Origin of the sequence: Streptomyces sp. NPDC057743 (assembly GCF_042798755.1) — a bacterium.
In the GTDB taxonomy this organism is placed as follows: Bacteria; Actinomycetota; Actinomycetes; order Streptomycetales; family Streptomycetaceae; genus Streptomyces.
Genome location: NZ_JBHVJX010000031.1, coordinates 77,576 through 90,883, shown reverse-complemented (window position 1 = coordinate 90,883; position 13,308 = coordinate 77,576). Strand labels below are relative to the sequence as shown.

At 75.8% G+C, this 13,308-nt stretch carries 9 protein-coding genes; 4 read left to right on the top strand and 5 right to left on the bottom strand.

The features are described 5' to 3' along the window. Nucleotides 1-124: 124 nt before the first annotated feature. A complete protein-coding gene (locus tag ACFVFQ_RS29570; protein ID WP_383421831.1) occupies nucleotides 125-874 on the bottom strand; it encodes a PaaX family transcriptional regulator C-terminal domain-containing protein in 750 nt (249 codons plus the stop codon). A 174-nt stretch (nucleotides 875-1,048) separates the two neighbouring features. Here ACFVFQ_RS29570 and ACFVFQ_RS29565 point away from each other — a divergent pair, with 174 nt between their 5' ends. The 4 genes from ACFVFQ_RS29565 to ACFVFQ_RS29550 all read left to right on the top strand — a co-directional run bounded on the left by ACFVFQ_RS29565 (nucleotide 1,049) and on the right by ACFVFQ_RS29550 (nucleotide 7,383). After that, on the top strand, nucleotides 1,049-2,698 hold the full coding sequence (locus ACFVFQ_RS29565; protein WP_383421829.1) for an acyl-CoA dehydrogenase family protein: 1,650 nt from the start codon (nucleotides 1,049-1,051) through the stop codon (nucleotides 2,696-2,698). Next, nucleotides 2,698-3,483, top strand: a complete 786-nt coding sequence (locus ACFVFQ_RS29560) for a crotonase/enoyl-CoA hydratase family protein (RefSeq protein ID WP_383421827.1) — start codon at nucleotides 2,698-2,700, stop codon at nucleotides 3,481-3,483. The genes ACFVFQ_RS29565 and ACFVFQ_RS29560 overlap by 1 nt, the downstream gene beginning before the upstream one ends. A gap of 337 nt (nucleotides 3,484-3,820) precedes the next feature. Beyond that, entirely contained in the window at nucleotides 3,821-5,968 is a 2,148-nt protein-coding gene (locus ACFVFQ_RS29555; protein ID WP_383421825.1) for a SpoIIE family protein phosphatase, read from the top strand. Nucleotides 5,969-6,108: 140 nt separating this feature from the next. Next, nucleotides 6,109-7,383, top strand: coding sequence for a hypothetical protein (locus ACFVFQ_RS29550; protein ID WP_383421823.1), 1,275 nt, complete (start codon nucleotides 6,109-6,111; stop codon nucleotides 7,381-7,383). 52 nt (nucleotides 7,384-7,435) lie between these two features. Here ACFVFQ_RS29550 and ACFVFQ_RS29545 read toward each other — a convergent pair whose 3' ends face one another. From ACFVFQ_RS29545 to ACFVFQ_RS29530, 4 genes are all read right to left on the bottom strand, one after another. Continuing rightward, a complete protein-coding gene (locus ACFVFQ_RS29545; protein ID WP_383421821.1) occupies nucleotides 7,436-8,833 on the bottom strand; it encodes an NADP-dependent succinic semialdehyde dehydrogenase in 1,398 nt (465 codons plus the stop codon). Between the two features lie 514 nt (nucleotides 8,834-9,347). Next, nucleotides 9,348-10,655: an MFS transporter gene (locus tag ACFVFQ_RS29540; RefSeq protein ID WP_383421819.1), complete on the bottom strand. Its 1,308-nt coding sequence runs from the start codon at nucleotides 10,653-10,655 to the stop codon at nucleotides 9,348-9,350. 58 nt (nucleotides 10,656-10,713) lie between these two features. Beyond that, on the bottom strand, nucleotides 10,714-11,862 hold the full coding sequence (locus tag ACFVFQ_RS29535) for an amidohydrolase family protein (RefSeq protein WP_383421839.1): 1,149 nt from the start codon (nucleotides 11,860-11,862) through the stop codon (nucleotides 10,714-10,716). Nucleotides 11,863-11,909: 47 nt separating this feature from the next. Next, nucleotides 11,910-13,292, bottom strand: a complete 1,383-nt coding sequence (locus tag ACFVFQ_RS29530; protein ID WP_383421817.1) for a glutamine synthetase family protein — start codon at nucleotides 13,290-13,292, stop codon at nucleotides 11,910-11,912. Nucleotides 13,293-13,308 lie beyond the last annotated feature (16 nt).

Here is a 13,308-nt window from a genome sequence, read left to right as displayed (position 1 = left end):
GGTCGGTGCGTGCTCTCGGCGTGCCGGGCGGCGGCCCCTGTACTGGACGTACTGGGGTCGTCGCCCGGTGCGGCGAGAGTGCGTGCCGGGCGCCGCCCGGCAGACGGGAGTTTGACGACAGGACCTAGGCCCCGTCGGGGGCGAGCAACTGCTGTAGCAGGTCCCGGAATTCGGCCTCGAAGGCGTCGTAGCGGGCGCGGAGCGCGGCGCCCGGCCAGGTGTCGGGGAGGAGGGGCGCGGGCAGCAGCGGGTCGGTGAGGAGGTGGCGGAGGACGGCCGCGGCGGCGGTGAAGCGGTCGGCCGGGGCATCGGCGCGGTCCAGCACGGTCGACAGCTCGCCGGCGCGGGCCGCCCAGCCGTCCAGGTCCCACAGGCCGCGGGCGAGGGCGGCCGGGTCGCCGTCGGGGCTGCCGGTGAACCAGGTGCACTGCGCGGTGGCCACCTCGGAGCGGGGCCGGTCGAGATTGGCGGGGCGCAGCCAGCTGCCCTCGCGCAGCTCGGCCAGCCGCAGCGCCGCCATCGCCTGGCGCAGCGCGGCGCGTTCGGCCGGCGGGCGGCTGCCGTCCGCGCTGACCACGGCGATCTCCCACTCCCCCGACCAGGGGCGGGTCCGGGGCGCACGGCTCTCGTCCTGCCGGGCCTGGCGCTCCAGCAGCCGGGCGGTCAGCGCGTAACTGCCCGCCCGGTGGCGGAGGTCGCCGGCGGCCACCATCCGGGAGAGCGCGACCCGGACGGTGCCCTCGGCGATGCCGAAGAGTTCGCCGACCCGCACCAGCGCGCGCACCGGCAGCCGCGGCGGGTGGTGGCCGAGCAGGGTGCTCAGCACGACGGAGCGGGCGGTCAACGGTCGGAGGGCGAGGGGGACATCGTTCATAGGTGCCGGAAGTCTAGGTCGTGCGGACGGGCGGGGCGGAACGAGGGCGGACCGGGGCGGACCAGGGCGGACGGGATGCGGACGCGGTGTGCGCCCCCGGCGGCGGCCGACATTCCATGACGCTCCCCCCTTACGCACTTCCTCCACCCGTAGGAAATCTGTAACGTCATTGCCATGACCGTCACCCATGAAGTAACCAATCAGGCCCCGCCACTGGCCGAGTTCAGCGCCGCGGACGAGCCCGCGTTGCTGGAGGCGCTGCGCCGGGAGGGCGGCGCGTGGGGCGAGGCCGAGGTGGTCGAGCTCGGCGCGCTGGCCGGGTCCGCGCAGGTGCAGGACCGGGCACACTGGGCGGAGCAGCAGCCGCCCCGGCTGCACACCCACGACCGGTACGGGCACCGGGTGGACGAGGTCGAATTCCACCCGGCCTGGCACCAGTTGATGACCACCGCGGTGGAGCACGGTCTGCACGCCGCGCCGTGGACCGACCGGCGCCCGGGGGCGCATCTGGTGCGCGCCGCCAAGTTCTACGTCTGGTCGCAGGCCGAGGCCGGCCACGGCTGCCCGATCTCGATGACCTACGCCGCGGTGCCCGCGCTGCGCGCCGCGCCCGAACTCGCCGCGCAGTACGAGCCGTTGCTCGCCGCCCGCGCCTACGACTTCGGGCTGCGCGCCCCGCTGACCAAGCGCGGGCTGATCGCCGGCATGTCGATGACCGAGAAGCAGGGCGGCTCGGACGTGCGGGCCAACACCACCGCCGCGGTGCCGGCCGGGGACGGCAGCTACCGCCTCACCGGCCACAAGTGGTTCACCTCGGCCCCGATGAGCGATGTCTTCCTGGCGCTGGCCCAGGCCCCCGAGGGGCTGACCTGCTTCCTGGTGCCGCGGGTGCTGCCGGACGGCGGCCGCAACGGGATGCGGCTGATGCGCCTGAAGGACAAGCTGGGCAACCGCTCCAACGCGTCGTCGGAGATCGAGTACGAGGACGCCGTCGCCTGGCCGGTCGGCGAGCCGGGCCGCGGGGTGCGGACCATCGTCGAGATGGTGAACATGACCCGGCTGGACTGCGTGCTGGGTTCGGCGGCCGGGATGCGGGCGGGGCTGCGGCAGGCGCTGCACCACACCGCCCACCGGCGGGCGTTCGGGCGGGAGTTGGACCGGCAGCCGCTGATGCGCGCGGTCCTGGCCGATCTGGCGGTGGAGTCGGAGGCGGCCACCGTGCTGGGGATGCGGCTGGCGGCCGCGGTGGACCGGTCGGGGGCCGGCGACGCCGGGGAGGCGGCACTGCGCCGGCTGGCGCTGGCGGCCGGGAAGTACTGGGTGTGCAAGCGGGGCAGCGGCCACGCGGCGGAGGCCCTGGAGTGCCTGGGCGGCAACGGCTACGTCGAGGACTCCGGGATGCCGCGGCTGTACCGGGAGGCGCCGCTGCTGTCGATCTGGGAGGGCTCCGGCAATGTCGCCGCGCTCGACGTGCTGCGCGCGCTGAGCCGTGAACCGGCCGCGCTGGACGCCTACTTCGCCGAGGTGGACGCCGCGGCCGGTGCCGACCGGCGGCTGGACGCGGCGGTGGCCGGGCTGCGCAAGCTGCTCGGCGCGCTGGGCGATCCGGAGCGGGCCCAGCTCATGGCCCGTTCGCTGGCGGAGCGGCTGGCACTGGTGCTCCAGGGGGCGCTGCTGGTGCGGCACAGCACCCCTGCGGTCGCCGATGCGTTCTGCGCCTCCCGGTTGGACGGCGAGTGGGGGCACGCCTTCGGCACCCTGCCGCCCGGCGTGGGCCACGCCGCGATCCTCGGGCGCGCCCGGTCCGGCGCGGACGCCGTCTGATGGCCGACGAGCCCGGGGCGGCCGTGCGCGTCGAGCGGGCAGGGCCGGTGACGACGGTGGTGCTGTCCCGGCCCGCGGCCCGGAACGCGGTGGACGGCCCGACGGCCCGTCAACTCGCCGATGCCTTCCGCGCGTTCGACGCCGATCCGGACGCGCGGGCTGCGGTGCTGTGGGGCGCGGGTGGCACGTTCTGCGCCGGTGCCGATCTGAAGGCGGTGGGCACCGCGCGCGGCAACCGGGTGGCGCCGGACGGCGACGGGCCGATGGGCCCGACCCGGATGCGGCTGGGCAAGCCGGTGATCGCGGCGGTCGCCGGGCACGCGGTGGCCGGCGGCCTGGAGTTGGCGCTCTGGTGCGATCTGCGGGTGGCGGAACAGGACGCGGTCTTCGGGGTGTTCTGCCGGCGGTGGGGCGTCCCGTTGATCGACGGCGGGACGGTGCGGCTGCCCCGGTTGATCGGCGCGGGCCGGGCGATGGACCTGGTCCTGACGGGGCGCCCGGTGCCGGCCGCGGAGGCCCTCGGCATCGGGCTGGTCAACCGCGTGGTGCCCACCGGCACCGCCCGCACCGCGGCCGAACGGCTGGCCGCCGAGCTCGCCCGCCTGCCGCAGGCGTGCCTGCGCAGCGACCGCGCCTCGCTGCTGGACTCGGAGGGGCGGGACGAGGAGACCGCGATGGCGACCGAACTCCGGTACGGCCAGGCCGTGTTGGCGGAGGGGTTGACGGGCGCGGCCCGGTTCGCGGCCGGCGCGGGGCGGCACGGCGCGCCGGACGACGCACGGTGACCGACCGCGAACCGCTCTCCCCGGAGCGGGGCGGCCCCGGCGCGCCCCGCCACCGGCCGGCCACCTGCGCGCGTCGTCGTACGCCGCCCGGTCGGCCCGGTGCGGCGCGCCGTCACCGGGAGTGAGGACGAGCGGGAGTGCGGCTCCCAGGGGCCCCGCCTAGGGCCTGTCCGGTGGGTCAGGGTCGGAGAGGCCGGGGCGTCTGGTGCGGTACATCGCAAGGCGCCGGAGCGGCCTGATAGCGGAGCTATTGGGGCGGTTCGGCAACGCCGCGAGGTGCCGTGCCAGACGTCGCGGCCCCGGCCATGACCCACCGGACAGGCCCTAAGGTGTTCGCATGGCCGAGCGGCCCCCCGACCCCTCCGCGGAGGGCGACGACCCCCGTGCCGACCGGGTAGCGCCCCGGGTCGAGGAGGAGGCACCCGGGGGGTCCGACCACGAGCCCATCGACCTGCGGGAGCGGCTCTCGCTCAACCGGATGGGCACCTTCGACTGGGATCTCGACAGCGGGTTCCTGGAGCTGGACCCCGGCGCCCTGGCGGTCTTCGACCTGCACCCCGGCGAGTACGACGGCGCGCCGCTGTCCCTGATCTCCCGGCTGCCGCCCGAGGAGGGGCTGCGCCTGGACGCGGCGCTGTCCCAGGCGCTCCAGGAAGGCAACGCCTCCTACGGCGCGTACTTCCGGATCCAGTGCCGGGACGGGACCCGACGGTGGACCCACTCCCAGGGCCGGATTCTGCGTGGCGCGCGAGGCGTGCCCTACCGGATCGTCGGCATCGTCCGGGAGGCGACCAGCGAGCTGGCCGACTCGGCGCTGCTGCGCTCGCTCCAGGAGGAGCGGCAGCGGCAGACGGTGATGGTGCAGCAGACCACCGCGGCGCTGGCCCGGGCGCTGTCGGTGCGGGACGTGACGCGGGTGTTGACCGGGCCCGGCGGCGCCCGGCGGTTCGGCGCGGACGCGCTGGTGCTGGGCCTGGTGGCGAACGACCGGTTCGAGGTGATCGCCACCGCCGGGCTGGACGGCGAGGTGCCCGGCGACATGATGAACTCCTGGCTGGACGACACCCTTCCGCTCTCCGAGGCGGTGCGTTCCCGACGCCCCGGCTTCCTGAGCACCCGCGGCGAGTTGGTCGCCCGCTACCCGCGGCTGCGCCCGTTCGTCGACGTGCTGCCGACCGGCAGCGCCGCCTTCCTGCCGCTGATCGCCCAGGACACCGTCCTCGGGGCGCTGGGGCTGTTCCACCACGAGCCGGCGGTGCAGTCGGCACAGGCCCGGAACCTGGCGCTGGCGCTGGCCGGTGTGGTGGCCCAGTCCTTGCAGCGGGCCACCCTCTTCGACCAGGAACGGGAGTTCGCGACCGGGCTCCAGGAGGCGATGCTGCCGCGCCGGCTGCCGCCGATCGCCGGCGGCGAGGTCACCGTCCGCTACCACCCGGCGAGCGTCGGCCGGGACGTCGGCGGCGACTGGTACGACGTGATCGCGCTGCCGCAGGGCCGCACCGGGCTGGTGGTCGGCGACGTCCAGGGGCACGACACCCACGCGGCAGCCGTGATGGGCCAGTTGCGGATCGCGCTGCGCGCCTATGCCAGCGAGGGGCACGCCCCGGAGACGGTGCTGGTGCGGGCCTCCCGTTTCCTGGCGGAGTTGGAGACCGAGCGGTTCGCGACCTGCACCTACGTCCAGGCGGACCTCACGTCGGGGGCGTTGCACCTGGCCCGCGCCGGCCACCTGGGGCCGTTGATCTGCAACAGTTCCCGGCACATCGACTGGCCGCGGGTGGCCGGCGGGCTGCCGCTGGGGCTGGCCACCGCCTTCGGGCAGGACCACTTCCCGGAGACCCAGTTGTTCCTGGAGTCGGGTTCGACGCTGCTGTTGTGCACCGACGGGCTGGTCGAGCAGCCCGGCCGGGACATCGCGGCCGGGATCGAGGCGCTCTCCGCCGCGGTCCGCTCCGGGCCCACCGAGCTGGACGCGCTGGCCGACCGGCTCTCGAACCTCCTGTGGGCGGAGCCCGGTTCGGACGACGACATGGCGCTGTTGCTGCTGCACCGCAGCGCGGTGCGCGGGGCGGCCGCCACACCGCGGCTGCGGCTGCACGTCCACCAGGCCGACCCGGCGGGCACCGCGGAGGTCCGCTCGGCGGTGCGCCGCACGCTGGACCAGTGGCGGGCCGGCGCGGTCGCCCACGATGTCGAGGTGGCCGCCTCGGAGTTGATCGCCAATGCGCTCACCCACACCGAGAGCGGCGCCCTGGTGTCGGTGGAGCTGCTGCTCGGCGCCCCGCGCCGGATCCGGCTGGAGGTCGAGGACCGGTCCAGTCAGTGGCCGCGGCGCCGGCGGCCCGGCGAGACCGCGACGTCGGGGCGGGGGCTGTTGCTGGTGGAGGCGCTGGCGGACCGGTGGGGCGCGGAGCCGAGGGGCGCCGGCAAGGCGCTGTGGTGCGAGTTCTCGGTGCCGGAGACCGCACCCGGAAACGGAGCCTGAAGCGGCCCGAACTCCGTTATGCCGTACGGGAGATGGCCGGGCGGCGCGCCGTCCCTGTGGGCACCGGCGAACGGGGTCGCAAACCGGGGTGATCGTGCCAGGATGGCGGCAACCGTTCGTCATGCAGGGGGAGGGCATCGATGAGTGGCAGACCCGACGGCCCGTGGTTCCCGCACGGGCCGACCAGTCGCGCCGTACTGATCGGCACCGGCCGGTTCACCGGTCTGCCGGCGATCCCGTCGGTGGCGGCCAACCTCCGGGGCCTGTGGGCGGCCCTGACCCACCCGGACCACGGGTTGTTGGCCCCGGAGCACATGTCCGATCCGGCCGACCTGGCGGTCGGTCAGCTCGACCTGGCCGGCACCTACACGCTGACGTCCACGACCCGCACGGCGCCCTCGCACGCGCCGGAGGGGGAGACCTACACCGCGTTCACCGGCGCCCTGTTGGACGCCCTGGCCGAACCGGTTCCGCTCACCCTCGACGAGGTCCACGGGCGGGTGGACCGCGCACTGCACAGCCGAGGGCTGCCCCGGCCGCAGCGCCGATCGGCCGGCGCGGCGGGCTCGTTGGTGCTGCTGCGGGGGCCGTCTGGGGTGCCGGGCGCGGCCCGCGGCGCCGGTCCGACGGCGCCTCCCCCGCCGAGGACGCCACCGCCCCCGCCCAGCGGCCCGCCGCCGTTCCAGATGGGCGCCCCCGTGCCGCCGCCGCGGTCGGCGCGTCGCCGCCGGCCGGTGCTGATCGCCGCCGCGGTCGGCGGTGCGCTCGCCGTACTGCTGACGTCGTCACTGGTCAAGGGGTGGTTCACGGACGACGGCGGGGGCTTCGGCAAGGCCACGGACGGCACCGTGTCGGGCGGGACCAACACGCCCGACCATACGGGCGGCTCCCCCAACACCGGTCTGCCGGGCGCCATATCGCCCACTCCGCACGCCCCACGCCCGGCCGTCGCCGCGAAGGTGGTCTACCGCGACCGGCGGGTCGTCTGGCGCGCCCCGAGCTGCACGGGCAGCATCTCCCAGGCCCTCGATCTCGACACGCCCGCGGTCACCGCGCAGACGGTGGACACCTCCGGGGGCACCACCCTGGACTACATCGGCTGCCAGAACGGGATAAACGGCGCCCAGGCCGTCATCACGCTCGCCGCCAGCTACGGCAGCCCGATCCGGGCGGGCACCGCGGACGCCCGGACGGACACCGGCGAGGCGTGCCGGGCGGCCGCCGAGGGCAGCCCGCTGGGCCCCAACACCAACGCCGGGAAGATCCCCGCCGGCACGGTCTGGTGCGTGGTGACCAAGCTGAACCAGGTGGCGCGGGTGACGTTCAGCAAGGTGGACACCTCGGACACCAGCAGCGGCGCCGGCCCGGGCAACCCGACCTTCGAGCTGACCGTCACGCTGTGGGCCGCGCCATGAACGGGCCGGGCGCCCCGGCGAGTTGGGGCGCCCGGCCGCGGTGCGTGGCGGGTCAGTCCTCGGGCCCGTACCACAGCGTGGTCATGTTGCAGAACTCCCGGATGCCGTGGCCGGAGAGCTCCCGACCGTAGCCGGAACGCTTGGCGCCGCCGAACGGCAGGCCGGGGTGGGAGGCGGTCATGCCGTTGAAATACACCCCGCCGGCCTGCAAGTCCCGGGCCAGGCGCTGCTGTTCGGCGGCGTCCCGGGTCCAGGCGTTGGAACTGAGGCCGAACGGCGTGTCGTTGGCGAGGGCGACCGCCTCGTCGAGGTCGGCGACGCGGTAGAGCGTGGCGACCGGGCCGAACGCCTCCTCGTGGTGGATCCGCATGCCCGGGGTGATGCCGGTGAGCACGGTCGGCTCGTAGAACCAGCCGGCGTGCCGGTCCGGCGGGCGGCGGCCGCCGCACAGCGCCCGGGCGCCCTGGTGGACCGCGTCGTCGACCAGTTCCTCCAGGTCGGAGCGGCCCTGCTCGCTGGAGAGCGGGCCGACGTCGGTGCCCTCGTCCATCGGGTCGCCGACGGTCAGCGCGGCCATGCCCGCGGTGAACCGCTCGGCGAAGGCGTCGTGGACGGCGTCGTGGACGATGAACCGCTTGGCGGCGATGCAGGATTGGCCGTTGTTCTGGACGCGGGCGGTGACGGCGACTCGGGCGGCCTTGTCGAGGTCGGCGGAGGGCAGGACGAGGTAGGGGTCGCTGCCGCCGAGCTCCAGGACGGTCTTCTTGACCTCGTCGCCGGCGGTGGCGGCGACCGCGCGGCCGGCGGGTTCGCTGCCGGTGAGGGTGGCGGCGGCGATCCGCGGGTCGCGGAGGATGTCCTCGACGGCGCCGGAGCCGATCAGCAGGGTCTGGAAGCAGCCGTCGGGGTAGCCGGCGCGGCGGAACAGCTCCTCCACATAGAGCGCGGTCTGCGGCACGTTGGAGGCGTGCTTGAGCAGCCCGGTGTTGCCGGCCATGAGGGCGGGCGCGGCGAACCGGACGACCTGCCAGAGGGGGAAGTTCCAGGGCATCACGGCGAGGACGGTGCCGAGCGGGCGGTAGCGCACCACCGCGCGGGCCGCGCCGGCGTCCTGGACGTCGGCGGGGTCGGGGTGTTCGTCGGCGAGCAGCGCCTCGGCGCGGTCGGCGTACCAGCGCATGGTCTTGACGCACTTGGCGGCCTCGGCGCGGGCCTGGGCCAGCGGCTTGCCCATCTCGGTGGTCATGGTGCGGGCAATGTCGTCCCGGTCGGCTTCGAGCAGATCGGCGGCGGCGTGCAGGAGTTCGGCGCGGCGGGCGAAGGACGTGGTGCGGTGTTCCTGGAACGCCTGGTCGGCGCGGACCAGGCGGTCCTCGATCTCGCCCGCGTTGAGCGCGTCGAAGGTCTTGAGGGTCTCGCCGGTGGCCGGGTTGACCGTGGCGATGGCCATGAGCGGCACCTCCTTCCGGTGCGGTGCGGTGGCGGGGGTCGGGCGCGGGGCCCGGTGCGTCAGGGGCGTCGGGCGGGCGCCCGGGTGAGCGGCCCGGGGGCCGGGGAGGGGTCCGGGACCGGGTCGGGGTCGGGCCCTGGCGGGCGCGGCACCGGCGACGGCTCGGGCGGGATCGGCTCGGGCGGCTGTGGGGGTTGGGGCGGCCCGGGGAGCGGTTCGGGCGGGGCGGGCCCGGGCGGCGGTTCGGGGACCGGGCCGGGCGGGGGCTCCGGGACCGGGCCGGGCGGTGGGCGCCCGGGGTCCGGGGGGACCGGTGGGGGCTGCCGGTCGAGGTCGGGGGTGCGGTCACGGCGGACGAGCGGTTGCCGCTGCACGGCGGGCCTCCGGATCGGGACGAATGGTGCCTGTAGTGCCCCCGTACCCGAGTCTGGCCCGTCCATGGCCCCGGCGCACGGCGGGTTCCGGCGCCCGGTCGGTCCGCTGACGGGGACGGGCCGGCCGGGCGCCGGAAGGGTCACGGCTGCGGGTCGCGGGCGTCGTACCGGGCGAAGGCGCGCCGGCCGAGTCCGAGCGCGGTGACGACCAGGACGCAGGCCAGTCCGCCGCCGATCACCGCGGCGGCCGGCGTGGTCAGGTCGGCCGCGGAGCCGGCGAGGAAGTCGCCGAGCCGGGGGCCGCCGGCGACCACCACGATGAAGACGCCCTGGAGCCGACCGCGCATCTCGTCGGGGGTGGCGGCCTGGAGCATGGTGCTGCGGAACACCATGGAGACGGTGTCCGCGCAGCCCGCGACGGCCAGGAAGAACAGGCCGAGCCACAGGTGCCGGGAGAGGCCGAAGGCGGTGATGGCGGCGCCCCAGGACGCCACCGCGCACAGGATCGCCAGGCCGTGCCGGCGGATGCCGCCGAGCCAGCCGGAGAACAGGCCGCCCAGGACGGCGCCGATCGCGGGCGCGGCGACCAGCAGGCCGACGGTCTTGGCGTCGCCGCCGAACCAGAGCGCGGCGATCGCCGGGAACAGCGCGCGGGGCTGGGCCAGCACCATCGCGGCCATGTCGGCGAAGAACGTCATCCGCAGGTTGGGGCGGGTGGCGAGGAAGCGCAGCCCGTCCAGGACGGAGGCGCGGCGGGTCGGTCCTTCGCCCTCGCCGGGCCGCATCGACGGCAGCCGCCACATCGCGTAGAGCGAGACGCCAAAGGCCGCCACGTCGATGAGGTAGGCCGCCTGGTAGCCCCACAGGCCGACGATCAGGCCGCCCAGCATCGGGCCGCCCATCAGGCCGAGGTTGGAGGTGAGCGACTGGAGGGCGTTGGCGGCCGGCAACTGCTCGGTGGGCAGCAGCCGGGGGATCATCGACGTGCGGGCCGGGGAGTTCATCGCGAAGCAGACGGCCTGGAGGGCGACGACGGTGTAGAGCAGCCAGACCCGGTGGTAGCCGGCGAGCGCCGCGGCGGCCAGCGTGACGGACATGACGGTGGCGCCGGTGGCGCTGGCCAGGCCCAGCTTGCGGCGGTCGACGGTGTCGGCGATGGCGCCGCCGTAGAGCCCGAAGACGACCAGCGGGATCAGCGAACACAGGCCCACCAGGCCGACGGAGAAGGTGGAGCCGGTGATCGCGTAGACCTGGAGGGAGACCGCGAGCGCGGTCATCTGCTGGCCCAGCCAGGAGACGGTGTTGCCGCACCACAGGCGGCGGTAGTCGGGGGAGGTGCGCAGCGGGGTCAGGTCGACGAAGATCCGGCCGCGCAGCGGTATTCGGGGCTTTTCGCCCTTGCCGGCCCGGTCGTCGGCCGGCGCGTCAGAGGTCGTTGTACGTGGCACGCGGCAGTAAACCACGCCGCGCGGCCACGATGGAATAGGCGAACTGGTCGGGCGCCCCTTACTTCCCGTTCTCCGCACCGCCGTTGGCGCCCGCCAGCCCGTAGACCCGGCGCGCCGTACCCGCCGCGATCATCGCCGCGACCCGCCGGGCGTCCGCCGCCGACCAGGCCCCGGACGCCACCCAGCCGCCCAGCACCTCCCCCAGCGCCACCCGGAACAGCGCGCTGCCCACCGCGTACAGCTCCGGGAGCCCGTAGGCGTCGGTGGAGAACAACAGCTTCCCGAACGGCGCCAGTTCGAGGAACTCGGCGAGCACGGCGGTGGCCCGCGGGCCGGTGTGCGTCAGCGACAGCCCGACGTCGGCGTAGACGTGCGGGAAGGCCGCGGCGAGGTAGGCGCCCTGCCGGTGGTACGGGTAGCAGTGCAGCAGCACCAGGTCGGTGCCGGTGTCCGCGGTGGCCCGCGCCAGGTCGGTGAGGAGCGCGGGGTCGGCGTGGTCCAGCCGCAGGTCGGGATCGCCGAAGCCGGTGTGCAGTTGGAGCGGACGGCCGGTGGCGACGGCGAGTTGGATGAGGTGGCGCAGCAGGACCGGGTCGGTGAGCCGCGGGGCGCCCGCGGCGAGCCAGGCGCGGGCCGCGGTCCGCACCGCGTCCGGGCCAGGCGGCCGGGGGGCCAGGGCGAGGCCGTGCCGGTAGGCGGCCACCGACTTGAAGGCGACGGCGGTGCGGGCCGCGGCGCGCACGGCGCCGGCGAGGGCGTCCGCGAACTCCCCGGCGCGCGCGGCCCGTTCACTCCCCCGGTAGTCGGCCGCGAGGCGCTCGGCCAGTGCCTCCAGCCGCACCACCTCGTGGCCGGTGGCGCCGCCCGCGGCGGCGGTCTCGTCCGGCCCGGTCAGGTCGCCGGGCAGCCCGGTGTCGACGAGGTACGCGCCGATGCCGGTGGCGGACAGCAGCCGCCGCCGGGTCTCGTCCGGTCCCAACTCGCGGCGGCGGGCCAGGTATTCCTCGGGCGGGCAGTGCGCGGGCAGGTCGAGCAGCGGCGGGCACCAGCGGCGGACCGCGAAGCCGGCCTGGGTGTCGAAGTACGTGGTGCCCGCCGCCGGCGGCCGGTCCGCTTCGGTGAGGAACGCGGCGAACGTCCCGGCGTCCGGGGCGTACCGGAGCACGCCGTGGCAGTGGTGGTCCACCAGCGGCGGCAGTCCGTCCAGCACCGGGGCGCCGGTGTCGCCGACCGGCCGCGGCGCGTCGGCGGCGCTCACCAGCGCCAACGGGTGGCCGCGGCGATCTGGTCCGGCTCCCACTCAGCGAAGTGCGCCTCCTCGGCGCGCCGCACCGCGAGCACCGCGCCGTGCAGCACCTCCCCCAACGCCTCCCGCAGCGGCGTCGACTTCTCGAACCGGTCGGTGGCCTCGGTGAGCGTGGCCGGCAGCCGGACGATGCCGCGCCGGGCGCGCTCGCGGACGCCCAGGATGCCGGGGTCTCCGGTCTGCGGGGCGGGGAGTCGGGCCCCGGTGTCGATGCCGTGCAGCCCGGCGGCGAGCACCGCACCGACGGCGAGGTAGGGGTTGGCGGCGGCGTCGAAGGTCTTGACCTCGGCGTGTCCGCCGTCGGGGTCGTCGGGCGCGCCGGTGACCAGCCGCAGCGCCGCCTCGCGGTTCTCCACGCCCCAGCACTGGTACACGCCGGCCCAATGGGAGGGCAGCAGCCGCAGGTAACTGGCCGGCGAGGGGCAGCCGATGGCGAGCAGGGCGGGCAGCGCGTCCAGCACGCCGGCGAGGAACGACGCCGCGTCGGGCGCCAGCGCCCAGTCGGCGCCGGCGGCCCGGTGCAGGCTCGCCCCGTCGCGGCGGAGGCTGAGGTGGAGGTGGCAGCCGTTGCCGACCTCACCGGCGACGACGGAGGGGGCGAACGAGGCGCGCAGCCCGTGCCGGGCGGAGACCGCGCGGACCGTCTCGCGGACCAGGACGACCTCGTCGGCGGCGCGCAGCGGATCGCCCGGCGCGGCGCTGACCTCGAACTGGCCGGCCGCGTACTCGGGATGGATCTGGAGCACGTCGACGCCCTGGACGAGCAGCGCCTCGGTGACGTCGCGGAGGTAGTCGGAGAGCTCCACGACCCGGGCCATGCCGTAGGCGGGGCCGGCGCAGGGGTAGTCGAGCGCGTCGGCGTCGGCGGGGCCCTGCGGGGCGCGGGCGACGACCCACTCCGTCTCGAAGCCCATCCGCAGGTCGAGGCCGGCGGCCGCGGCCCGGTCGACCATCCGACGGGCGAACAGCCGCTGGCAGGCCGGGTGCGGCTGCCCGAGCTGGTCGTAGCGGTCGACCGGCGCCCAGGCCCAACCGGGCTGCGCGGCCAGGGTGGTGAGCCGGTCCAGGTCGGGGAAGAGCCGCAGATCGCCGTCCGGCCCGCCGAGGTGGTCGGAGGCGGTGATGGCGTCGTCGGAGGTGAACACGTCGAAGACCGGCGACATCCCCACGCCCCGCTCGACGACGTCCGTCAACCGCCGGGCCGGCACCGTCTTGGCGCGGGCGATGCCCGCATTGTCCACCCAGGTCAGCGCGATGTTGCCGACGCCTTCCGCGTCGAGTCGCGCCGCCAACTGGCGGGCGCCCTCGCGCTGTTCCGCCCGCGATCCCATAGAGCCGTCCTCACTT